The sequence below is a fragment of the Undibacterium sp. GW821-FHT07F11 genome (assembly GCF_059418665.1).
Genome location: NZ_JBWKQH010000008.1, coordinates 18826 through 43401 on the forward strand (window position 1 = coordinate 18826; position 24576 = coordinate 43401).

18 protein-coding genes are annotated in these 24576 nt (G+C 50.0%); 11 read left to right on the forward strand and 7 right to left on the reverse strand.

Translation table 11 applies throughout. The features are described from left to right. Nucleotides 1-99: 99 nt before the first annotated feature. Nucleotides 100-1521: an aminotransferase-like domain-containing protein gene (locus AC07OI_RS19835; protein WP_492706788.1), complete on the forward strand. Its 1422-nt coding sequence runs from the start codon at nt 100-102 to the stop codon at nt 1519-1521. 12 nt (nt 1522-1533) lie between these two features. Here AC07OI_RS19835 and leuE read toward each other — a convergent pair whose 3' ends face one another. Next, nucleotides 1534-2190, reverse strand: coding sequence for a leucine efflux protein LeuE (gene leuE, locus AC07OI_RS19840; RefSeq protein WP_495258446.1), 657 nt, complete (start codon nt 2188-2190; stop codon nt 1534-1536). Nucleotides 2191-2251: 61 nt separating this feature from the next. Beyond that, a complete protein-coding gene (locus AC07OI_RS19845; RefSeq protein WP_495258447.1) occupies nt 2252-3343 on the reverse strand; it encodes a GGDEF domain-containing protein in 1092 nt (363 codons plus the stop codon). 369 nt (nt 3344-3712) lie between these two features. On the opposite strand from AC07OI_RS19845, the gene cysS reads away from it, so the two are divergent. Both cysS and AC07OI_RS19855 read left to right on the forward strand, forming a co-directional pair. Further along, a complete protein-coding gene (gene cysS, locus AC07OI_RS19850; protein WP_495258448.1) occupies nt 3713-5089 on the forward strand; it encodes a cysteine--tRNA ligase in 1377 nt (458 codons plus the stop codon). Between the two features lie 74 nt (nt 5090-5163). Continuing rightward, on the forward strand, nt 5164-5784 hold the full coding sequence (locus tag AC07OI_RS19855; protein WP_495258449.1) for a hypothetical protein: 621 nt from the start codon (nt 5164-5166) through the stop codon (nt 5782-5784). 44 nt (nt 5785-5828) lie between these two features. Here AC07OI_RS19855 and AC07OI_RS19860 read toward each other — a convergent pair whose 3' ends face one another. Further along, on the reverse strand, nt 5829-7964 hold the full coding sequence (locus AC07OI_RS19860; RefSeq protein ID WP_495258450.1) for a TonB-dependent receptor plug domain-containing protein: 2136 nt from the start codon (nt 7962-7964) through the stop codon (nt 5829-5831). A gap of 251 nt (nt 7965-8215) precedes the next feature. Next, nucleotides 8216-8989 (reverse strand): substrate-binding periplasmic protein, encoded by a 774-nt coding sequence (locus AC07OI_RS19865; RefSeq protein WP_495258451.1) that lies wholly within the window; start codon nt 8987-8989, stop codon nt 8216-8218. A gap of 277 nt (nt 8990-9266) precedes the next feature. Here AC07OI_RS19865 and htpG point away from each other — a divergent pair, with 277 nt between their 5' ends. Continuing rightward, entirely contained in the window at nt 9267-11174 is a 1908-nt protein-coding gene (gene htpG, locus AC07OI_RS19870; RefSeq protein WP_495258452.1) for a molecular chaperone HtpG, read from the forward strand. Nucleotides 11175-11262: 88 nt separating this feature from the next. Here the strand turns inward: htpG and AC07OI_RS19875 are convergent, their stop codons facing one another. Further along, the gene (locus AC07OI_RS19875; protein WP_492706773.1) at nt 11263-11769 is read right to left on the reverse strand and encodes a DUF3016 domain-containing protein; all 507 of its coding nucleotides are present in this window, start codon (nt 11767-11769) and stop codon (nt 11263-11265) included. Nucleotides 11770-12049: 280 nt separating this feature from the next. Between AC07OI_RS19875 and AC07OI_RS19880 the strand changes: the two genes are divergently transcribed. The 4 genes from AC07OI_RS19880 (at nt 12050) to AC07OI_RS19895 (ending at nt 18137) form a co-directional block, all read left to right on the forward strand. Next, nucleotides 12050-12574, forward strand: a complete 525-nt coding sequence (locus tag AC07OI_RS19880) for a DNA-deoxyinosine glycosylase (RefSeq protein WP_495258453.1) — start codon at nt 12050-12052, stop codon at nt 12572-12574. 167 nt (nt 12575-12741) lie between these two features. Continuing rightward, complete coding sequence (locus tag AC07OI_RS19885; RefSeq protein WP_495258454.1) at nt 12742-13554, forward strand: spermine/spermidine synthase domain-containing protein; 813 nt, start codon at nt 12742-12744, stop codon at nt 13552-13554. A 51-nt stretch (nt 13555-13605) separates the two neighbouring features. Continuing rightward, nucleotides 13606-15387, forward strand: a complete 1782-nt coding sequence (gene tfpB / locus AC07OI_RS19890; RefSeq protein WP_492706767.1) for a type IV pilus assembly ATPase TfpB — start codon at nt 13606-13608, stop codon at nt 15385-15387. A 23-nt stretch (nt 15388-15410) separates the two neighbouring features. Further along, complete coding sequence (locus AC07OI_RS19895) at nt 15411-18137, forward strand: CHASE domain-containing protein (RefSeq protein WP_495258455.1); 2727 nt, start codon at nt 15411-15413, stop codon at nt 18135-18137. On the opposite strand, the gene AC07OI_RS19900 is transcribed toward AC07OI_RS19895, so the two are convergent. Next, nucleotides 18071-18979: an SDR family oxidoreductase gene (locus AC07OI_RS19900; protein WP_495258456.1), complete on the reverse strand. Its 909-nt coding sequence runs from the start codon at nt 18977-18979 to the stop codon at nt 18071-18073. The genes AC07OI_RS19895 and AC07OI_RS19900 overlap by 67 nt on opposite strands. A gap of 12 nt (nt 18980-18991) precedes the next feature. Here AC07OI_RS19900 and AC07OI_RS19905 point away from each other — a divergent pair, with 12 nt between their 5' ends. From AC07OI_RS19905 to AC07OI_RS19915, 3 genes are all read left to right on the forward strand, one after another. After that, nucleotides 18992-20017: a CDP-6-deoxy-delta-3,4-glucoseen reductase gene (locus tag AC07OI_RS19905; RefSeq protein WP_495258457.1), complete on the forward strand. Its 1026-nt coding sequence runs from the start codon at nt 18992-18994 to the stop codon at nt 20015-20017. 273 nt (nt 20018-20290) lie between these two features. Further along, on the forward strand, nt 20291-21487 hold the full coding sequence (locus AC07OI_RS19910) for an acetylornithine transaminase (RefSeq protein ID WP_495258458.1): 1197 nt from the start codon (nt 20291-20293) through the stop codon (nt 21485-21487). 146 nt (nt 21488-21633) lie between these two features. After that, nucleotides 21634-23655 carry an alpha/beta hydrolase family protein gene (locus tag AC07OI_RS19915; RefSeq protein WP_495258459.1) on the forward strand — a complete coding sequence of 674 codons (2022 nt, stop codon included), beginning with the start codon at nt 21634-21636 and terminating at the stop codon, nt 23653-23655. On the opposite strand, the gene AC07OI_RS19920 is transcribed toward AC07OI_RS19915, so the two are convergent. Further along, on the reverse strand, nt 23638-24537 hold the full coding sequence (locus AC07OI_RS19920; protein ID WP_495258460.1) for a LysR family transcriptional regulator: 900 nt from the start codon (nt 24535-24537) through the stop codon (nt 23638-23640). The genes AC07OI_RS19915 and AC07OI_RS19920 overlap by 18 nt on opposite strands. Nucleotides 24538-24576 lie beyond the last annotated feature (39 nt).

A 24576-nucleotide genomic window follows, 5' to 3' on the forward strand; every position in this document is an offset into this window, starting at 1 on the left:
CTAAACGCAAAAACCGATACAGTACCAATACACTACAAACGATAATATTCGTACTGTAATGGTCAACTATCCATTACAGAAGACTCGCTGGAGACATCAATGCTGACACCCACTTTTTTTATCTCGCGTGATTCTGGCGGTTCGTTGGTAGAACAAATCGTCAATGCCGTGGCCAACCGCATCGACGATAAATTGCTGCGCACTGGTGCGCGCATGCCGTCGATACGCCAGTTTGCCGATGAGCAAACGGTGTCGCGCTTTACCGTAGTCGAAGCCTATGACAGGCTGGTCGCCAAGGGGTATCTGGAATCGCGCCGGGGTGCCGGTTTCTTTGTGCGCGAACGTGCGTCCATGCTCAATAATGTCCCCAATACCCCACAAATTGCGCCTGTCACCCAAAATCTGGATGTAGTGTGGCTGGTGCGCAATATGTTCAGGCAATTGCCACCGCAGAAAATGCCCGGCTCTGGAGTATTGCCGCATGACTGGCTGGATGGTGAACTGGTGGCGAATGGCTTGCGCTCCATCAGCAGGCTGAACCAGAACCTCTTGCTGCATTACGGCACCCAGCAAGGTTTCTTGCCATTGCGCCAGCAATTGCAATTGAAAATGGCAGAGTTGGAAATTGCCGCCTCACCCGAACAAATCGTCATGACCAGTGGCGTTACTCAGGGCCTGGACCTGGTAGCCCGTGAATTTACCCAGCCTGGCGATACTATCTTTGTCGATGACCCGGCCTGGTTTCTGATGTTTGGCTCTTTCGCCATTCTTGGCACCAAGGTGATAGGCATACCGCGCCTGCATGATGGCCCGGATGTTGCCAAGCTGGCCGAACTGGCTGCCCTGCACAAACCCAAACTGTATATCATCAATTCAGTCTTGCACAATCCAACTTCGACATCGTTGTCCGCCGCCAAGGCTTTCCAGGTTTTGAAAGCTGCAGAAGAACATGATTTCATGATCGTCGAAGATGATGTGTATTGCGATATGCACCCCGGCCCGGCAGTACAGGCCGCCACCCGCATTGCGGCACTGGATCAGTTAAACAGGGTGATCTATCTTGGTGGTTTTTCCAAGACACTGGCAGCCAATCTGCGTGTCGGCTTTATCGCCACCTCGCCAGAACTGGCAATACGCCTGGCTGACCGCAAAATGCTGTCTACCCTGACGACCACAGAAATTGGGGAGCGCGTGGTATACAAAATCCTGTCAGAAGGACATTACCGCAAACATGTAGACCGCATACGCGTGAAGCTTGATGGCGTACGCGATGACATTACCAAACGGCTGGAACAACAGGGGATGAAGGTTGATTACCGTACACCGGCAGGCATGTTTTTGTGGACGGAGACTGGCTGTGATACCAATAAGCTGACCGAGAAAGCCATGGAGCAAGGCTATTTGCTGGCACCCGGCAGTTTATTCTCGCCTAGCCAGCTCCCTTCCACCAAGATGCGCATCAATATTGCAGCGATGTCTGATCCCGGTGTCTGGGAATTTTTAAAACGAGAGATAAATTAGCCAGCGGATCGATTAATGCAAGCTGGCATTGGCCAGCTTGACACCAAACCAGACAAACATGCTGCCCACACCACTCGACAAACTGGCAGACAAACGGCGGCGCTGGCTAAAGCTGCGCGCCAGACGGGAACCAAGGAAGATCAATACCGACAGATACGTGGTACTGAATACCATCACCACAGCACTGAGTATCAGAAAAGGTACTGCTGGAGTCGGGTAGTTGGGGTCTATGAATTGCACGAAGAAAGACAGCAGGAACAGGATCGCTTTCGGGTTGAGCAAGCTGATGATCAGGGCACGCTTGAAAGGGTTTTGCATATTAATCGCGGTCGCTTGCGTTTCTGCCACAGTCGCTGTCTTGTTGCGCCATTTTTGTATGGCAGCCCAGATCAGATTGACACCTACCCAGGCCAGGTAAGCTGCGCCAGCATATTTGACCACCATGAACAAGGCCGGATAAGTCCGTAAGATACCTGCAGCACCGAGAGCCGTCAGCATCAACAAAATACTGTCGCCGACAAATATCCCAGCCGCACCCTTATAACCCTCACGCACACCACGTGCGGTAGCAACCGCCAATACATACAGGGAATTAGGCCCAGGCAACAAGATGATGCCCAAAGCACCAAGTACATAAGTCCACAAATCGGTTACGCCATAAAAACTCATTTTTCTCTACCCTTATCTTGCTCAGTAGATTGCCCAGCAGTCCTTTACTGAGCTCCGCCATCTACACTGGCACAGGCATGAGATTAACATTTTGCTGCACTTCTTGCTCAGGCCTGCCTGAACCCTCGCCCGCCCTGCGCAAAAGTGACAGCGCAGTATCCCCTTCACGCAAGGTAGCAGTGCGTACAGAAGCACTGACTTTCATTTCCTTGCCTGATACTGAAATAGGCATGGCAATCACAGTGGCGCGGGTACGGTCGGCAATTTTATTGGCATCTTCCGCAGATGCTTCTGGCAAGAGCACGCAAAATTCTTCGCCGCTAAAGCGGGCAATGCAATCATAGGCACGCATCGCACGTTTCACCCGGCGGCTGACTTCAACCAGGATCACATCACCCACCTGTGGTCCATGTGTATCGTTGATATGTTTGAAGTCATCCAGGTCAAGTACCAGCATCGACAATTGCTTGCCCAGACGCTGGTGACGTTGCAGCTCAGTATCAGAGATGCGCATGAATTCTTTCCAGTTGGCGACGCCGGTAACAGGGTCGATATTCGCCTGTCTTTCCAGCTCTTGCTCCGCGCTTAACAGCTTGCGTCTATATCTGTGCACATAGGCTGCAATGGCGTGACCAGTGATGGCGACTGCGGGCAAGACCAGCAATACGCTGGCCGCCTGGGAAAAAGTACCTGATTGCTTATAGAGCAAAAGTAAACAGGATGCGGCGACAAACAAATATAAAGGTACACGCAAGACATTCAAAGCCAGGGGCAAAGAAATGAACGCCATCAACACCAACCAGGCATCAACCATGTAATGCCCCAGATAATCGCGCGGCAGACAGGCATTGCTGATGAACTGTATCAGCAAGACCATGACTATCCAGTGCATGGCATAACGGTCTAGTTTTGGCACATTTTCTTCCCTGCCATATTGCCGTATCAACCACAGGGAATAGGAGAAACCGGCCAGACGCATGACCAGCAAGATAGCCAGCGGAATGTTAAATTCATGGAATAACACATCGACCAGTGCCAGCGGCAGGAATGCCCATAGCATGATGCGCACGACACGGCGGACTTGTGCCCTGTCCTGTTTGATGTACTGGGAACGATAGTTTTCTTCGCTGACGTCTTTATAATTCGTTTGCATTTTTGCACCGCTTTATTTTCAGCCACATCTTGTTTTGCCTGTTTGGTTCGTGAACAGACAATTCGAGACAGTTCAATTTTGATCAAAAGTGCATATGTATGCTACATTCTCACGCTGAACTTCTTAAATTCTGTGCTAACGGAACCAGTCAGACTTAATTATATGCCCCACTTGGACCAACAACATGTTAAAGATTGCATAGGCGAAACGTCTGTGTCTGGCATGTCTGCGTCCGCGCAAACACAAGTTTTCAACTCAAGCTGTTGTTGAGTCTGCAAAACTGCATGCAGAAGGCTTACCCCTGTCTGCCCGCCCTGAGTACCTGCTTTCACCAACGATCACATTCACACTTAGCTATTTTCACAACAAATGGACATACTTCTCTACGATAACTGGGAACGCCGCCTGCGCCCTTTCAGCCCCCTGAACAAAGACTGGGTGGGCCTGTACTGCTGCGGACCTACCGTGTATGACTATGCCCATATCGGCAACCTGCGCACATATCTGTTTGAGGATCTGCTGCGCCGTGCCCTGGAATGGAATGGTTATACCGTACGCCATGTCATCAACATTACTGACGTCGGCCATCTGGTGTCCGATGGAGATGATGGTGAAGACAAGATGGAAAAAGGCAGCCGCAAAGCTGGCGAATCAGCTTGGCAGATTGCTGACCGTTTTACTGCGGCCTTCAAGGATGATTTGCAAAAACTGCATATCCTGGAACCCGCCATCTGGTGCAAGGCTACCGACCATATTGCTGAGCAAATCGATTTTATCGCTGCCATAGAAAAAAATGGCTATACCTATCGCACCAGTGATGGCATTTATTTTGATACCAGCAAGCAGGATGACTATGGTTTCCTGGCACGTATCAAGCGCGATGCCATCAAGGCTGGCAGCCGCGTTGAACTCGGTGAAAAACTGCATGCGACTGACTTCGCGCTATGGAAATTCAGTCCACCCGATGAACATCGCCAGATGGAATGGGACAGTCCATGGGGCCGTGGTTTCCCTGGCTGGCATATAGAATGCTCGGCCATGTCAGCCAAATACCTGACGCCATGGTTTGATATCCATTGCGGTGGTGAAGACCATATCGCTATCCACCATAGCAATGAGATCGCGCAAAACCAGGCTTGCCATGGCACCCGTCTGGCCAACTTCTGGATGCATGGTTATTTCCTGCAAATCGATTCGGGCAAGATGTCCAAATCGACTGGCGAATTCCTGCGCCTGCAAACTTTGCTCGATCAGAATATTGATCCGCTGGCATATCGCTACCTGTGCCTGACTGCGCATTACCGCAGCCAGATGCAATTCAGCTTTGAAGCCCTGCTGTCCGCACAGACAGCCTTGCAACGCCTGCGCGAGACCTATCATGCATGGCCAGCAGGTGGCGATGTCAGTGCAGAATACCGCGAGAAATTCACTACCTTCATCAATGAAGACTTGAACGTGCCGCGTGCCCTGGCACTGGTGTGGGAAATGCTGAAAGCCGATTTGCCTGACGCCGACAAAAAAGCCACGCTGACAGAGTTCGACAGAGTATTTGGCCTGGGTCTGGCACAATGGCAACCTGCCGTGCTGGCCATCCCAGCAGAAGTGCAAACCCTGGCGGAACAACGTCAGGCTGCGCGCAAGGCCAAGAACTGGGCCGAGGCAGATCGCTTGCGTGGCGAGCTGCATGCATTAGGCTATGAAGTAGAAGACAAGGCCGAAGGCATGCAAATCAAGAAGCTGTCATAAACCATACTATTCAACATCTAAGACTACTCAGGGGAAACAATTGTTTCCCCTGTTTTTCTTTCAAAAGGATTGCAATGCAAAATATCAGTCTGTCCAAAAAATTCGTAGCCATCGCCAGCATGATGATAGTGCCGGGACTCGGCCAGGCTGGCACCTACATAGAAGGCAAAGATATTCCCGCAGATTTGCGCCCCCTCATCGCAGCCAATACCAAATTGCTGGCCTTTGTCAGCGCTGACCTGAACGGTGATGATAAGACTGACTATGTCTTCATCCTGGAAAAACAAAAGAAAAACGCCGGGGATGAAGATATTGAACAAGGACAGCGCCCCCTGCATATCGCCATACGCCAGGCCGACGGTAAATTAAAACTGGTCAAGACCAATGAAAGAATCGTTCTATGTTCAACTTGCGGCGGCATGATGGGCGATCCGTTTGCCGACCTGACGGCCAACAAGAAAAGTTTTACCGTGTCCCACTACGGTGGCAGTGCCTGGCGCTGGGCGAATGAATATCAATTCAATTACTCGCGCAAGGATGATACATGGCAGTTGGTGAAAGTGTCTGAATCTTCCTTCCATACCAGCGATCCGGAAAAAGCCAAAGAAAAGACTTACACACCACCTAAACATTTCGGCAAAATTGATATAGCCGATTTTGATCCGGAAAAATTCAAGGGTGTGGGCACCAAGTAACAGGTACCAGACAAACATTGGGGAGCAGTCCCCCCCCAATGAATCTATAAACTCTTTTCAAACTGCAGACGTATCGTCGCGCTACCAGGTGTGACAGAGCTACGCAACTTGCGTCCCTCCTGGTCACTGAATTGTGAAGCCTGCAGCACATCCTGATGCAAGAGATTATTTAGCGACAGTCTCAACTGCACTTTATTTTCCAGCTTCCACAGAGCATACAAATCAAGATTACGGCTGACGCCAGTAAAGCTACGCAAACCAGACGTGACTTGCACAGTACCACCAGTCTGTAAATTAAAATTGAAACCAAATGATTGTTGCTCACTGCGCTTGTAGTCCATACCCAGATTAGCAGTCAGGGGAACCTGGTCTGTAAGGCGGTTGTCCGGCCCTGGTATGGCATCCAGCCTTGACCAATTGCGTGCTGCATTCAGGCGTACTTCTACCGGTGGCGCAGCAACCAGCAAATTCTGCAATGCTATTTTTGCATCAAACTCTATTCCCATCACTTTGGCTGTGCCGTGGTTATAGGGTGTCGTAATCCAGACGCCATTTTTCTCATACAGGTTTTGCACAGTCACATCCTGCACACGTTTGGCATACGCTGACAGGCTGAACATGCTGTTTTTGGCAAAGTAAGATTCATAAGCCAGATCGGCACCCCAGGCCAGCTCTGGCAGGAGTTGCGGGTTACCCTGAAAGTCAGGATTATTCGGACCATTGTCATTATTTGCTGTGTAGCGGCGCGGCACCAGGCTACGCGGGGTCGGTGCCTTATAAGTACGTGACAAGGCAAAGCGCAATTGATCTTTTTCCAGCCCCGGCAACTTCCACAGTAATTGCATGACCGGGCTCCAGACACTGGACCTAGTCTGCACTGCTGCCATCAGGCGACCGGTGGTTTCGGTATTCAAACCTTCCCAGCGCAAGCCCAGATAAGCTTGCAACCTGTTAGTCATATCCCATTCATCTTGCGCAAACAAGGCAACGCGGCGCACATTGGCTTTATAGTCCTCTGCCAGCGGGTCTATGGTATTGGTATTTGTCCGACGGTCAAATTGCAGACGGGCTTCACTACGCTGCGTCAGCGTCGCGTCCCATCCCAGGGCAAGGCTATGATCTTCGCGAAAGCGACTCAGGTATTTACCGTTGCTACTGGCACTGCTTTCGGCAGCATTCGATACCACATGGCGATTGAAAGGCTGATCCTGCGGTAAAGGATAACCAAAGAAATTGTAATCTGCCTCGCGATGATTATAATTCAGGCCCAGCTTCGCATTCAGTTTGCTATCGGCATCTATCCTGTGCGCCCAGTTCAGATCTGTCCGCAAAATGGCTGTATGCATAGAGGTGCGGTAATTGTTATCCGGGTATTGCGTAGCCCCTCCGACCACTGTCGTTTCGTGATCACTACCCCAATTCAAATTACCGTAGTAGTCAAAGAAACTCTGCCAACTCAGCGTATCACCATTCTCCATGGTCCAGTTCAATCGCGGGCTGAGTCCGAAGCGCCAGACGTTTGCGATATTCCTTTGCTGCATGATGCGCAGGGCTTTGAGTTCTCCTGTTGCATCATCAATGCTCTCTGTCACCTTTGATATATTTTCATAGCCAGTTTTTGAGAGTGTAGCGACGACGGAATAAGAAAGCCCGGCGTTCTTGTCAGCAAGCTCCAGAGCCAATGAGGGATTCCAGTTATTTTCGCCATGCGCTATGCCGAATTTGAATTCTTTCCTGGCACTGCTCACGCCTTTTTTCAGGATGATATTAATGGTACCTGCCACCGCCTGCGCGCTGAATTCTGCCGTCGTCGTACGCAGGATTTCCACGCGCTCTATCAACTCAGGTGCAATACTGTCTATGGAAAACCCAGGCGCTACTGCGTCGCCATTCAATAAAATCTGGGTATAACCAGATCCCAGGCCGCGCATCCGTAATTCATTGCCCACGACGGATACACCTGGCTGGCGCTTTAATACGGCCGACAATTGCGTGTCCCCGTACTGCAATAGCTCAGCAGCATTAATGGTGATTTTCGCGGCAGTGTCGTTCTTTCTTTGCGCAGTTGCCCCCGGCCCTGCAACTTCCACAGTTTGTACTCCTTCGCCACTCTTGGCGGGCACATCAGCAGCATGCAATGCAGCACTGAAAAATAAAAGCGAGGCTCCAACACAGTTCATACTGGATTTCATGAATGCTTGGTGTGACGCGTCAGACGATACAGATTTAATTCTTGAGACAGACTTGGGCATGGAGAGGAAATATAAGCGGGGGAGTACTGCCAGCCATACGGCAAGCAGAAGTTTTTAGATAACGGGGAGATTGTAAAGTGGGCAAGACTATCGCAGAACTGGCTTGTGACAAAAGCCCGAAATCAGGTGACAGGGAAAGCAGAACTCATCTCACGGATAGCGAGAACTTTGTCGGCATGCTATTTTGCCGGCGACAAACCCGCCTTGAGGTCTTTTAAAAAATCATCAAGTATGCGCGCAATGCTGCCGTCATTTTTCATCGACAGCAAAGTCGCATTGATGGTTTTTGAAGTCGGGCTTGAAGCAAATTCTGGTCTGACGCGCATGACATGAGAACCATAAGAAATAATCAGGCTAGGCCCCAATAAGTGTGTTGATGCATTTCTTTCTGCCGCAGCCAGAATAGCTGGCTGGCTACCGACGATACCCGAGATACGCCCGGCCTCCAGCATGCGCAGGCCATTTTCCAGGGTATTGATTTCTACCTTTCTGACCCGCTCATCCTGACCAAAAGTACCGTAACTTAAGCGACGCATCATGCCTATGCCTTTTTCCATGGACAGGGCAATCAGATCATCATAATTCCTCAGCGCGGCACCACGCTGCGCGACCACCACAATAGGGAACTGCGTCACCTCGGATAAAAAACTGCCTTCCTGGTTTGTAAAATTTTCAGCCTGGGAAATGCTATAGGCTTCTTTATCTGCAGGAAACATCACTACATGGCGGGCACTGGGTACCACCACGAGGTCCAGAACGACCCCTGAACGCCTGCTTAATTCATTGGCGATACGCACATTAATACCATCGTAGCCACCCTTGGCATCTTTGACGAACGCAAAAGGAGCTACCTCCGTCAGATAGAGATTGGCTGCATGTAAAGCAGGCACATGAGTGCAAAAAAGAAAAACACAGAGCGAACGCGCTACCGAAGCTGCTACATTAAGTAACATTGTTGCCACTCCTTACCGCGAACGATCAAAAATCGCACTGGTAATTATGTATTGAATGTGTATTGATATAGCCAAGTTTAGTGATCTTTTGCAAAAATTACAAATATCCCTAAACGCCAGTGATAAAAATACACTATTTACATGTTTTTTAAACAATCATCTTGAAATCCAACAAAGCGGCCTCACCTTCCCTGCTCAAGCAATGCTGCAAACAATGTTACAAAAACAGCAGCAGGCAATTATTGCCATTGTCACTAAAAAATCTTTGAGGGAAACCATGTCAGAAAAGCAAACCTTGGGCTTTCAGGCCGAAGTCAAACAACTCTTGCAATTGATGATCCATTCCTTGTATTCAAACAAGGAAATATTTTTGCGCGAACTGATCTCGAATGCTTCTGATGCATCAGACAAACTGCGCTTTGAAGCCATCAACAATGCCAGCCTGCTTGAAAACAATCCTGAGTTGCAAATCCAGGTCAGCTTCAACAAAGAGGCCCGCACCATCACCATCGCCGACAACGGCATAGGCATGAGCAAGGCAGATACCATAGAACATCTGGGCACCATCGCCAAATCCGGCACCAAGGAATTCTTTGGCAAATTGTCTGGCGACCAGCAAAAAGACGCGGCCATGATAGGCCAGTTTGGTGTTGGTTTTTACTCCGGCTTTATCGTTGCCGACCGCATCACCGTAGAAACCCGTCGCGCCGGTCTGCCAGCAGACCAGGCTGTACGCTGGGAATCTGAAGGTGCGGGCGACTTCAGCGTCGAAGATATCGTCAAGGAAGGTCGCGGCACCAGCATCACCCTGCACCTGCGCGAAGGTGAAGATGAGTTCCTGTCGGCATGGAAGCTCAAATCCGTCATCCGCACTTATTCCGACCATATCTCCCTGCCTATCAAAATGCAGAAAGAAGAATGGGATGAAGAGAAAAAAGAACAGGTCTTGAAAGATGAACTGGAAACCATCAACCAGGCCAGTGCCTTGTGGGCGCGCAGCAAGTCCGAGATCACGCCTGAGCAATACGATGAATTCTACAAACATGTCTCGCATGATTACACAGCGCCGCTGACACATACGCATAACCGTGTTGAAGGCCGTAGCGAATACACGCAATTGCTGTACATCCCGGCACGCGCGCCATTTGACATGTGGGACCGCAATAAGCGCGGTGGCATCAAGCTGTATGTCAAACGTGTCTTCATCATGGATGATGCAGAACAACTGATGCCGGTCTACCTGCGCTTTGTCAAAGGTGTTATTGACTCCAACGACCTGCCTTTGAATGTCTCGCGCGAAATACTGCAGGAAAGCCGCGACATCAAGGCTATCCGCGAGGGCTCGACCAAGCGCGTGCTGGGCATGCTGGAAGATTTGGCAAATGCTGACGGTGACGACGCTAAAGAGAAGCAAGACAAGTACACCACATTCTGGAAAGAATTTGGCCAGGTGTTGAAAGAAGGCGTCGGTGAAGACAATGCCAACAAGGAACGTATCGCCAAGCTATTGCGCTTTGCCTCTACCCACAATGACAGCGATGTACAGAACGTGTCGCTGGCAGATTACCTGAGTCGCGCCAAAGAAGGTCAGGACAAGATTTACTATGTCACGGCAGAAAGCTATGCGACTGCCAAAAACAGCCCGCACCTGGAAATCTTCCGCAAAAAAGGCGTTGAAGTTCTGCTGCTGACCGACCGCGTCGATGAATGGATGCTGTCCTTCCTGAACGACTTTGAAGGCAAGGAACTGGCATCTGTCGCCAAAGGAGGCCTGGACCTGGGCCAACTGGAAGATGAAACAGAAAAGAAACAACATGAAGAAACGCAGACCGAGTTCAAGGACCTGGTCGAGAAAATGAAAACAGCCCTGGCAGATAAAGCCAAGGATGTACGCGTGACTTTCCGTCTGACTGATTCCCCAGCCTGCCTGGTGGCTGATGAACATGATTTGTCTGGTAACCTGGCACGCATGTTGAAGGCTGCGGGTCAAAGCGCGCCTGAATCCAAGCCTATCCTGGAAGTCAACCCTGACCATCCTTTGGTACAGAAACTCAAATATGAAGAGGCCAAGTTCAATGATTGGTCACACATCTTGTTTGACCAGGCTCTGCTGGCGGAAGGCGGCCATCTCAGCGACCCTAGCGCTTTTGTGAAACGTCTTAATGAGATGTTGCTGAGTAAGTAAAAGTAAGCAAATGAGTCAATAAGCTCTCTCATCCCTGCGCAATGAAAAACGGACTCAATATTGAGTCCGTTTTTTTTATGTAACAAGCTCAGCGCGAAGGGAAAATCTTGTCACGCTGCTGTTTGGCAAACCAGTCACGCAACATCTGTTCTTCATAGCGAAAGCTGGAATTGCCAGTGGCCAGACCCGAGCGCATGAGGAAGTTCATATCCTTGACATTTTCCGTACCTGAGGCAACGCTTTTACCTTTTTCGTCTTTCAAGTCAAAACTGAAAGTCATGCGCGGCCAGTATAAATCCTTGATGACACGTATGTCATCGACAGTATTACGGAAAAATGGACGTACATCGCCAGCAAGGTCAACATCGGTGACTGTCACATCCCATTGATAAGCGTCGGGCAATTTTTTTGCCAGGTCTGCAAATATCAGGTCAAGTTCCTTGATCATGCGAGCCTGGAACCCTGATTTGGACTCATTACCGGGGCGAATATCAGTAAACTTTTCAGGCTCCTGCCAGGTGACCTTCACTTCACCTGCTTGTACCTGCGCGGTCATTACAATAGCCAAAAACACTGTGCTAAAAGTCAATTTCATTTTCCACCTCCTGTTTCATTCTACTATAGCAAGTACTGCAAGATTTTTCCCTACTTCAAGAATAGTTCATGAATGCAAAAACGACCAGACAATGCCGGTCGCCAGTCATAATGAATTTTGTCACAAAGTTTTGCAGCAGAATGTCTCACTAATGTCTCACTATTGTCTTGCTAATGTCTTACGACAGGTTTCTATCACAAGATAAAAGAAGCATGCGAGACCGTACTGCACACCAAAGGCTACTGCTTATAATATTGAGACCTGACCAAATATAAATCGAATGAAAGCTTCTTCCCTGACCTCGCCTTCCCAATCTCTTTTACTACAAGGCTTTCCACCAGTAGTGAATGGGGATACCCACACATTGATACTGGGTAGCTTCCCCGGCGTTGCTTCACTAGATGCAACGCAATACTATGCATTCAAGCAAAACCAGTTCTGGCGTCTGGTTTCTGCCTCTCTGGGCACAGACCTGGTCAGTCTGGAGTATGAACAACGCCTGCAAGGCTTGCTGGCGCATGGTATAGGTTTGTGGGATGTATTTCATTCCTGTGTACGCGCAGGCAGCCTGGATTCAGCAATACGTGAAGGCAAGCTGAATGATTTCAATGGTTTGCAAGCAAGCCACCCCCAATTGCGCAAGCTTTGTTTCAATGGTCAGACGGCAGGCAAAATGGCGGCTTACTTCAAGGAGCGTGGCTATCTGACGGCGATACTTCCCTCATCTTCACCTGCTTATACGATGCGCAGTTTTGAAGAAAAACTAAGGGAATGGCAAGCCGAGCTAGGGCCTGCCGCTCCCTGAAATTCATTTCATCAGTAACATTAAGCTATAGCGCCACGACATCGCTGCCGTGTCCGGCATGGCAGGAAAAAGCAAAATTTGCAGCTTTTTCAGTCAAAATTTATTACAACTTGTATGAATGATGTAAATTTGCTTTCCATAAACACTATGGAGGTTAAAATAAGCGGATGCTAATCAAACGAAAATCCATAGAAGCCGAGGCCAACTACCGGTCTGGCCCCACGGCAGCGGCGCCCAAGAAAGCCAACCGCAAACCCAAATTTGCTCCAGTAACCCTGTCTGAAATGGATGGAGTGCGCTTTTTGCATTTTGGTACCGAATGGGTACAAGGTGCCATGCGCCTGCGCAAACCAGATGCCATTGAACTCGAATACGCGCAACAGATGATGGCCTGGATGCTGTTCATTGATGCACCACAACACCTGGCGCAGTTGGGACTAGGGACCGGTGCATTGACCAAATTCTGTTACCGCCAGTTCGAAGAGGCATCAGTAACAGCTGTAGAGCTCAATCCCTCAGTCATTGCCATTTGCGAAAGCATGTTCAAATTGCCAGCCAATGATGATCGCCTGCAAGTGCTGGAAATGGATGCACTGGATTTTGTCAATGATGACAATAATCATGGCCATTTCGATGCTCTGCAGGTGGATTTATACGATGCTACCGCACGTGGGCCAGTACTCGACAGTGCAGAATTTTATCAAGCCTGCGCAAATTGCCTGAACGATGAAGGCATACTGACAGTCAACCTGTTTGGTGACCACCCCAGCTATGCACGCAACCTTAAAGCCATGCGCTTTACCTTTGACACCGTGCTATGCCTGCCGGAAGTCCATGATGGCAACGTTGTTGCACTTGCCTTCAAGCGCAAACCTGAATTGAATTTCCCTGACCTGTACGAGAAAGCTGAACAGATCAGAGCCAGTACCAAATTGCCAGCAAAATCCTGGGTAAACGGACTAAAAGCGGGCTCAAAGTAGCCTGCGATGCAAAACAATTCCAAAATAAATTGATGGAAACGGCCATACAGTATGAATAAACCCGCACACCGCAGTCTGAATCTGCAACAAATTTTCACCTGGTTGATGGCTGACGGCATCATCCTCAAAGATGAAGCCAAGACCCAGTTCCACGCGACCCAGGGCTTGTTGAAAAATGGCCCAGCCAGCATGCATCCCTTGACGGCAGTGGCACAGGCCAGGCTGCATTCGGCCATTTCCCCGCATATTTTGCTGACGCTGGACTGGTTGACAGAATGGGTAGCAGGCAAGGTGAACGTGCCTTTCTATCGCATTGATCCCTTGAAGATTGATTTCACCAGCGTATCTGATGTCATGTCTGCATCCTACGCAACCCGCTTCAACATACTGCCGGTAGAATCAACAAGCAACACTGTCGTAGTCGCAACGACTGAACCATTCAATACTGAATGGCAAGATGAAATACTGAAATTCAGCCGCAAGGAAATTCGCCTGGTGCTGGCGAACCCACTGGAAATTTCACAATACATCGTCCAGTTTTTCTCCTTGGCCAAATCCATCAAGGATGCGCGTAAATCGAATAAGAATGACGCCAATTTACGCCAAAACTTTGAACAACTCATAGAAATCGGCAAGACCAACAAGCAGGTTGATGCGAATGACCAGCATATTGTCAATATTGTTGACTGGCTGTGGCAATTTGCCTTTGATCAGCGCGCTTCCGATATCCATCTGGAACCTAAACGAGATATTTCTGTCATCCGCTTCCGTATTGACGGTGTCTTGCACCAGGTGTATCAGGTACCGGCCACCATCATGATCGCCATGACAGCCCGTATCAAATTGCTGGGCCGCATGGACGTGATCGAAAAACGTCGCCCCCAGGACGGTCGTATCAAAACCCGTACCAGTGAAGGCCAGGAAGTCGAATTACGTCTGTCCACCCTGCCCACGGTGTTTGGCGAAAAAATGGTCATGCGTATTTTTGATCCTGAAGTCGTCGTCAAAACCCTGCCAGAACTGGGTTTCCCACTGAATGACGCCAAGCGCTGGGATCATCTGACCAGTAAGCCACACGGTATTATCCTGGTGACAGGGCCTACCGGTTCCGGTAAAACCACCACCCTGTACACCACTTTGAAGGCTCTCGCCACACCGGACGTGAATGTCTGCACCGTCGAAGACCCTATCGAGATGGTAGAAGGCTCGTTCAACCAGATGCAGGTACAGTCGTCCATCGACCTGAGCTTTGCCGATGGTATACGCGCCCTCATGCGTCAGGATCCTGACATTATCATGGTGGGTGAGATACGTGACTTGCCAACCGCCGAAATGGCCATACAGGCCGCACTGACGGGCCATTTGGTCTTGTCCACTCTGCATACCAATGACGCACCTTCAGCCATCATGCGTCTGCTGGAACTGGGCGTTCCTTATTATTTACTGGAAGCAACTATCATCGGCATCCTGGCCCAGCGTCTGGTCAGAACCCTGTGCATCCATTGCAAGTCGCCTGAAGGTGAGTTGCAGGATGCCGTCTGGGATACCCTGACCGAAGGCTGGGGTATCAGCAAACCGGAGAAAATTTATAAACCTGTCGGTTGCCCCGAGTGCCGCCAGACTGGTTTCATGGGACGTACCGGTTTATACGAATTGCTGACGGTCACTCTGCCCTTCAGCAAATTGATCACTGAAAGTGCCGATATCCACGCCCTGCGTTCACAAAGCATCAAGGATGACATGAAACCCTTGCGCATTGCAGGCGCATATAAGATCATCGAAGGTGTTACCACGGCAGATGAGGTCTTGAAAGTCACTTCATCACTGATCTAGCATAGTCTTCAGGGAAGGCGGGGATGCGTTCAACACCGCAAAGTGATACGCGACAACTACTATGGCAAATGCTGGTGCTTGCCATACTGTATGCGGCACTTGGACGCCTTTCCCTGCTACTTGCCATCCCACCTGGTTATTCCATCGCTATCTACCCTTCTGCAGGTGTTGCACTGGGCATGGTTCTCACTGGTGGCTACCGTCTCTTGCCTGGCGTGGCAGTCGGTGCATTTATTGCCAATTTACTCATTAACCAGAGTATCTTTGGCAGTATCAATACCAATTCATTGATTGCATCAACCATCGTTGCTGCGGGTGCCACCTTGCAGGCCTTCACTGGCAGCAAACTAATCCTGAAAAAATTGCAGGACAATCTGGCGCTGGATACAGACAAGGCGATTTTCCAGTTTTTTATCTATGGCGGCGTCATTGCCTGCCTGGTCAATGCCAGTATCAGTGTCACGGCGCTGGTGGCTTTGGGGGTGATTCCCTGGCAGGATTTTTTCAACAACTGGATAGGCTGGTGGATAGGCGATACCTTTGGTGTGCTGACGATTGCCCCCATCATCATGGTTATTTATGGCAAGCCACGTGAAATCTGGTATGCCAGGCGCTGGAGCGTCATGGTGCCACTGCTGATATGCCTGATGCTGGTGATTACCGCATTTGCCTTTACCCGTTACCGGGAAGAACAAAAACAGCAGCTTGAATTCCGCCTGAAAGCTGAACGCATAGGCCAGAATCTGCAAAACAAGCTTGATACGCATGCCGACATCATGCGCAATATCGAGCGTCTGTATGCAAGTTCCATACAAGTCGGCCGCAATGATTTTGCCACCTTTGTCAGTCATAACCTGCAAAGTCAGAAAGCCATTTCCTTCCTTTCCTGGGTACCCAGGGTAGATCTGCAACAACGGGAAAGCTTTGAAGTGACCGTGCTGCGCGAAGGTTTTGCCAATTACCAGATACAGGAAATGAATGAATTTCAGCAACTCGTTGAAGTCAGTGTCAGGGATGAATATTATCCCGTCCGGTATATAGAGCCTTTTTTCGATAATCACCAGATGTTTGGTTATGACATGGGGTCAACCACGGCACGCAGGATCGCGATAGAGGATGCGCGCGACAGCGGCCACCTGACAGTAACCGATCCCTTGATTTTCAATGAGACTGATGGCAGAGAGCAATTGCACGTGCTGCTGTTTGCGCCTGTCTATGAAAATGGCAAACCGCAAGCGACCATGGAACAAAGGAAAATTGCTTTTTCAGGGGCAGCGGTCAGCATGATACGCATGGCTGACGTGGTCAGGGAAATTCTCTCCAATGAAGACATGCGTAGTGTACGCATCAAATTTTATGATCTCTCCTACCCTGGAAAAAGAGGAATATTCATCGATGAAATCAGCGGACTGAATCAGGGTTATCTGTTCCAGTCCACCATCAATTTTGGTGGCCGGCAATTTGCCTTGCAGGCGCAACCTTCATCAGAATATTGGCGCACCCATGTTGCATGGATCACCTGGATCACCATGATAGGTGGTCTCCTGTTCACTGGCCTGCTGGGTGCCTATCTCCTGGTGGCAACGGCGCACACCTTTGGCGTAGAGAGTCTGGTCGCGCAAAGAACTGCAGAATTGCATGACAGTGAAGAGCGCCTGCGCACCGTACTCGATAATGCAGCGGAAGGGATCTTGACGACGAATGAAAACGGCATCATAGAATCAGCCAATCGCTCTGCTGAAGTTTTGTTGAAATATGCTCATGGCAGTCTGCGTGGCAGAAACATGTTCAGCCTGTTTCCTGATCCGCAATCACTGCAATTCCTGTCAACACATTTGCGCACGACCAACCGTGAAAAGCAATTTGAAGTGGCAGGAAAAAGTGAACGCAGAGAATTACTGGCCAGGCAAAAAGATGATCACGATGTACCTGTGGAATTGGCAATTACCCGCGTGCGCTTGGGCTTGCAGGTCTTGTACGTCATTATCGTGCATGATCTGTCCGAGAAAAAACGGGTAGAAAAACTCAAGACTGAATTTGTTTCTGCCGTCTCGCATGAATTGCGCACACCGCTGACTTCTATCCGCGGTGTGCTGGGCCTCTTGGTTGGTGGTGTCGCCGGTGACATCCCTGAAAAAGCACAAGCCATGCTGATGATGGCAAATGACAATGCCAAGCGACTGACGACGCTCATCAATGATTTGCTGGACTTTGAAAAGCTGGAATATGGCAGCATGCAATTCCATTTCGAGACACTGCCCCTGGCGGATTTGATAGACAGTACCTTGCAGTCAAATCAGGGATATGCGCAAAGTTTTGATATAGGCATACAGTATGAAACACCGGTAGATCAAGCTGTGCATGTACGCGTGGATTCACAGCGCTTCGTGCAAGTTTTGTCCAATCTGCTGTCGAATGCCATCAAGTTCTCGCAGCCACACGGGCAGATCGACGTGCGCGTCACGACCGGCCAGGATCAGGTACGCATAGAAGTACAGGACTATGGCATAGGTATTTCAGAAGAATTCAAAAGCAGCATCTTTCAGAAATTTACCCAGGAAGATGCCAAGGCCGCCCGCAAATATGCCGGTACAGGCCTGGGCCTCAGCCTGAGCAAAACCATGATAGAAAAAATGGGCGGGCAAATCGGCTTCAGCAGTACAGAAAACCTGGGCTCCTGCTTCTATATCATTTTGCCACTTGTTACTGCAGCGACTGCCGCTGCCACACCGTCAACCACCGAGGCATAACGCAGACGCGCCCCCAGTTCCAGCTTGATACGCTGGTTTTGCATGCGCCGTGATTCTGACATGAACGACAATAGTACCGGGCTGACCTGCTGCGCCAGTTCGGTACGTGGCAAACGCGGTGGCTTCGGTAGTGCAAAGGCATCGGCGACCAGATCGAAATAGGTGGCCATCTTCATGTCGCTATCATCGACAGCATGGTATACCCGGTTAGGAAAGCCTCTGAACAATGCCAGCCTGATCAATCGTGCCAGATCATCTGCATGAATGTGATTGGTGTACACATCATCAACCTCTATCAGCGCGGGCGTGGCTTTGTGCAGACGTTCCAGCGGCAGGCGGTCAGCCGCATAAATACCTGGTACTCTCAAGATGGATAAACAAGAATGGCTGCGCCTGGCCCAGGTGCGTAGGCAGTTTTCTGCAGCCACGCGGCGCTGGGCGCGGGCGTTTTGTGGGCTTACCGTTCTGGTCTCGTCAAAGGATGCACCGGCACAGTCACCATACACACCTGTCGTACTGACATAAACAAGGCGGCTCTTGTCAGGTAAAATGGCGGTCAAATTTTGTGTTCGCCTGTCGGTCTTGCCTTCTGAGGGTGGTGGTGCCAGATGAACAACCCTGTCTGCCAGACCTTTGAGACGGGCCAGGGTATCAGGCTGGTCCAGGTTTCCCAATAAGGGAGTGGCACCGGCGGCACGTAGCTCTGCGCAGCGCCCGGTCTGGCTGGTCAGGGCAAAGATGCGGAAATGCTGACTCAACAGGGGCAGCAGGCGCATGCCTACGTCGCCGCAACCTATGATAAGCAAGCGTGGCTTGCCAATTTGTTTAAACTGTTTTTTCATGTTCAGGATTGTATGACTTTTCAAGTAAGCGTCACCCCTAGTGGCCGTCAATTTAGCTGTGAAGAAGATGAGACCGTATTGTCGGCAGCTCTGCGCGCAGGCGTCATATTGCCATATGGCTGTAAAAATGGTGCCTGCGGCTCTTGCAAGGGCAAGATAGCAAGCGGCACTGTACAACATGGCCCGCACCAGCAACGTGCCCTGCCTGAGGCTGAAGAAGCCCTGGGCATGTCCTTGTTCTGCTGCGCTAAACCGCAATCTGACCTGGTCATAGAAGCGCGTGAAATCGTCGCAGACGGTGACTATCCGGTCAAGAAAATGCCTAGCCGCATTGCAAAACTGGAAAAATTGTCACACGATGTCATGCTCATCGCCCTGCAATTACCTGCCAATGAGCGCCTGCAATACCGCGCCGGCCAATATATAGAATTTATGCTCAGGGATGGCAAACGCCGCAGCTATAGCATGGCGAATGCACCGCATCTGGATGAGCAGATCACCTTGCATGTGCGCCATATGCAAGGCGGCCTGTTCACCGACCAGGTATTTTCTACCCTGAAAGAACGTGACATCCTGCGCTTTGAAGGCCCGCAAGGTACTTTTTTCCTACGCGAAGATAGCGAAAAGCCTATCATCCTGTTAGCTTCAGGCACTGGTTTTGCACCAATCAAGGCTTTGGTAGAGCATTTAATACACATAGAATCCAAACGCCCCGTCAGCCTGTACTGGGGTGGTCGCCGTCCTGCTGACCTATATATGCATGCCTTGTGCAAGGAATGGGAAAAGCAAATACCAGGCTTTACCTATATCCCTGTGGTTTCTGATGCCCTGCCTGAAGATGAGTGGGCTGGCCGTAGCGGCTTTGTGCATCAGGCAGTGATCGCTGATCATGCAGACTTGTCTGGTCATCAAGTATATGCCTGCGGCGCACCTGTCGTGGTCGATTCAGCCAAGCGTGACTTTACAGTACAGTGCCAGTTGCCTGTGGACGAGTTCTATGCAGATTCGTTTACGTCCGAGGCTGATCTGGCGAATTGATGCAAACAGGCTTTTTGGGTGCGCCCGAAAATTTATTTTGACGCAGTGCGCAAAAAGTCCTACTATCCGTTTTATGAAAATTTTTACTGACATGTCCTCACCGAATATTGCACGACGTCGCAACTCGCTTAGCGAGCCTGGGCCGATGTAGGAGTGAGCGTGCGCGTAAAAAGCTGCACCACGAATATCCAGCCACAGGTTCCGCCCTGTGGCTTTTTTTTACCTTGAATTTTTGTCTACCCCACCCACTGTAACGACCTTAGGAGTCTTGAAATGGAATTCAGTCAGTACAACGTAAATTCCCTGATGTACATCACCCCACGCCCCGAACTCGTATTCGTCGAAGGCAAGGGCATGTATTTGACTGATCACAAGGGCAAGCGATATCTGGATTATCTGCAAGGCTGGGCCGTCAATTGCCTCGGTCATTGCCCTGACGTGATTCATGATGCGCTGGTAACGCAATCCAAGAAATTGCTGAACCCCTCCCCGGCTTTCTATAACGCCCCTATGGTGGAGTTTGCTGATTTGCTGACCAAAAACTCTTGCTTTGACCGCGTGTTTTTTACGAATAGTGGTGCAGAAGCCAATGAAGGCGCTGTCAAACTGGCGCGCAAGTGGGGCCAGTTGAACAAGAATGGCGCGTTTGAAATCATTACCTTTGATCATGGTTTCCATGGCCGTACCCTGGCGATGATGTCTGCATCTGGCAAACCAGGCTGGGACACGATTTTTGCCCCGCAAGTCAGCGGCTTCCCCAAGGCAGACTTGAACGATATCACTTCAGTAGAAAAACTGATCACTGACAAAACTGTTGGTGTCATGCTGGAACCAGTACAAGGCGAGGGCGGCGTGATCCCCGCTAGCCCTGAGTTCATGCAAGCCCTGCGTGAGTTGACAAAGAAGCATGGCCTGCTGCTCATCGTTGATGAAGTTCAGACCGGCATGGGCCGTACTGGTGAATTGTTTGGCTATCAATTGTCCAACATAGAACCAGACATCATGACCCTGGCAAAAGGCATAGGTGGCGGTGTGCCACTGGGTGCCCTGCTGTGTCGTGAAGAAGTGGCCTGTTTCGTCCCTGGCGACCAGGGAGGCACTTATAACGGCGCACCTTTGATGGCAGCGGTGGGCAAGGCCGTATTCAATGAATTGAACAAGCCTGGCTTCCTGACTTCGGTCAAGGAAAAAGGCGAGTACCTGAGCCAGCAACTGGAAAAACTGTCTGAAGAATTCGGCATGCAAGGCGAGCGTGGCTTTGGTTTGCTGCGTGCCTTGAAACTGGGTGAAAACATCGGTGGCAAGCTGGTAGAAGTTGCCCGTGACATGGAACCAGTAGGTTTGCTGATCAATTCACCTCGCCCTGACCTGCTGCGCTTCATGCCAGCATTGAATGTGACAAAAGAAGAGATTGATCAATTGATCAACATGCTGCGTGTAGTGATACAACAAGTCAAAAACCAGGACTAAGTTTAGCCATCAACGCAAAAGAATTGGCCTGTATTGTGAGAGCAGTACAGGCCATTTTTTACGACAAGAATATTGCCTCTAAAGCATGTTTAACATTTTTTAATCTGTATATAATGCACGATTCCATTCCAGCAATGAAAGCGCGCATGCACAACTTTTACAAGCCTCTCGCCTGCAAAATCGCCCTCGGTATTTTCAGCAGCATGTTTTTGCTTCACACCCCGGTTTCGCATGCGGCGGCTGAGCCCATTCCGATTGCCAGTTTTTTCAAAGAATCCCAGTTCCGTGATGCCCGCCTGTCACCGGATGGTAAAAACATCGCCATGATCATGAAGGGTGCCAACGACCGTATGGTGCTGGCAGTGCTGGAAGTAGGTCAACTACGTCCGGAAATTATCGCCAATTATGAAGACAAGGATGTACGGTCCTTCCACTGGATCAATAATGATCGTCTGGTGTATGACTTGACCGACCTGCAATACAAGGAAACACAACGTTTTTTTGGTCACGGTCTGTATGCAGTCAATAAGGACCGTAGCAAGCGTCTGCGTCTGGTCACGCATCAGTTTACCGGTGCCCGTACCAAGCTCATAGGCAATGAGTTACCCTGGTACACTCACTATCTAGATATTGCACATGGTTCTGGCTCACCAGATGTCTATGTCACACAGGCTGTAGAAGCAGGTTCCAATGTACATGATCTGTATCGCTTGAATACCTTGACTGGTAATACTGAACTGGTTACCCGTCCTGGCAAGGTCGGCAGATGGCTGATAGACAAGGCAGGTGTACCGCGTATTGCAGTAACGACCGAAGACGAAAAAGCGATCATTTATTATAAAGACCCCAAAACTGATACCTGGCGTAAGCTGGCCACGTCAGACTGGACATCAAATGACAGGATTACTCCCGTATTTTTTAGTCCCGAGGGTGATTTATATGTACGTGCAAGCAACGGCAAAGACTTCAGTTCACTGTACCGCTTTGATCTGGAAAAAAATCAATTGGACCCTGAGCCAGTGATTTCTTTGAAAGGCTACGACTTTGATGGGCAACTGATATATAACGGCCCGCAAAAGAAAGTACTCGGCCTGCGCTATGAAATGAGCAGACCTGCGACCATCTGGTTTGATGAAACCATCGCTGAAAAACAAAAGCAGATCGATGCGCTTTTGCCAGATACCTATAATTCCTTGCATTTCCCTTCAGACCTGAAAACCAATATCGCTCTGGTCTATTCTTATTCGGATGTCGCACCCGGTGCATGGCAATTGTTTGATTTCAATACTGGAAAATTAACACGCCTGGGCGTCAGCAAGCCTGAGATTAAGCCGGAACAAATGGCCGAAAAAGAAATGTTGAACTACGCGGCTCGCGACGGCATGCAGATACCGGTTAATCTGACCCTGCCCAAAAACAGCAACGGCAAAAACCTGCCGGCCGTGGTTTTGGTACATGGTGGCCCCTATGTGCGCGGCAACCATTGGAGCTGGAATCCACAAGCGCAATTCCTCGCCTCTCGTGGCTATGTTGTCATAGAGCCGGATTATCGTGGCAGCACAGGTTATGGTAGCAAACATTTTCGCGCTGGCATCAAACAATGGGGTCTTGCGATGCAGGATGATATCGCTGATGCTGCCAAATGGGCAGTTGCCAAAGGCTATGCAGACCCTAAACGTATTTGCATTGCCGGTGCCAGCTACGGTGGTTATGCCACTCTGATGGGCCTGATCAAAGACCCGGATATTTTCCGCTGCGGCATAGAATGGGTAGGCGTGACAGATATCAACCTCATGTACGACATCCACTGGAGTGATTTTTCAGATGAGTGGAAATGGTACGGCATGCCTGTGCTGATCGGTGACCAGGTCAAGGATGCTGCCCAACTAAAAGCCACTTCGCCTTTGCAAAATGCCGACAAGCTGACCCGCCCTTTACTGATGGCTTATGGCAAGCGTGACCACCGGGTACCTATAGATCACGGCACCAAGTTCTATAAAGCCGTCAAGGAAAAGAACGCCAATGTCGAATGGGTGGAATATGCTGAAGAAGGTCACGGTTTTAATCTGCTCAAGAACAATATCGATTTTTGGGGCCGTGTAGAAAAATTCCTTGATCAGAATATTGGTAAAAGCCAGTCACTGGCGGCATCAGACGCCGGTAAATAATCGCTCCTGCAAAAAGGCCACGAAAGTGGCCGTCTTCAACGCCAGCCAGTCGCGCGCTGGATACACTGCATACACGGGTGAACCACTGGGCAATTGATAGTTGTCCAGCACCGCCACCAATTCCCCGCTTTGCAAGTGCTTGCTGACGATCAGCCTGTCTATCAACAGAATACCAGCCCCCGAACAGGCGGCAGCAACCAGCGCAAGGCCATTATTTGATTGGAAGTGGCTGCTCACTCTGACCTTCTTCATCTCACCGTGCTCATCAAGCAAGGTCCATTCATCATTGGCCCTGCCTGCTGCATTGATATACAGCAGACAGGCATGTTGTGCCAGGTCTTCAGCCACAACAAGATGGCCTGCGTTTGCCAGATAGGCTGGTGCAGCGCAAAGTATGCGCTGACTATCCACCAGCTTGCGTGCAATCAGGTTGGAATCATCCAGATGCGCGACCCGGATGGCAACGTCGATTTGCCCGGCGATCAGATCCACCAGTTTGTCTTCTACTTGCAGGGCAAAATCGATTTGCGGATAACGCCTGCAAAATTCAGTCATAACCGGTACCAGCCTGGCTACAGCGGGCATCGGGCAGGTTACACGCAAGCGCCCTTTCACTTCTTGCTGGTGCTGGCCTGCCATTTGTTCTATGTTGGCCAACGCAGTATCGATGCGCTGGGCTTCATGCAAGACTTGCTCACCAATTTCGGTCAAGGTCAGTTTGCGCGTGGAACGCTGTATCAGGCGTGCTCCCAAATCATCTTCCAGTTTTGCTAATTGCCGCGACAACAAGGACTTGCCGCAACCAAGCTGGGTGGCAGCCTTGCTGATGCTGCCAGCGCGGATGATGGTGGCAAAGACTGCCAGATGTTGTGGATTCAGCATGAGTACCCCCTTCATTGTCTCACTTTAAGCAACAATATT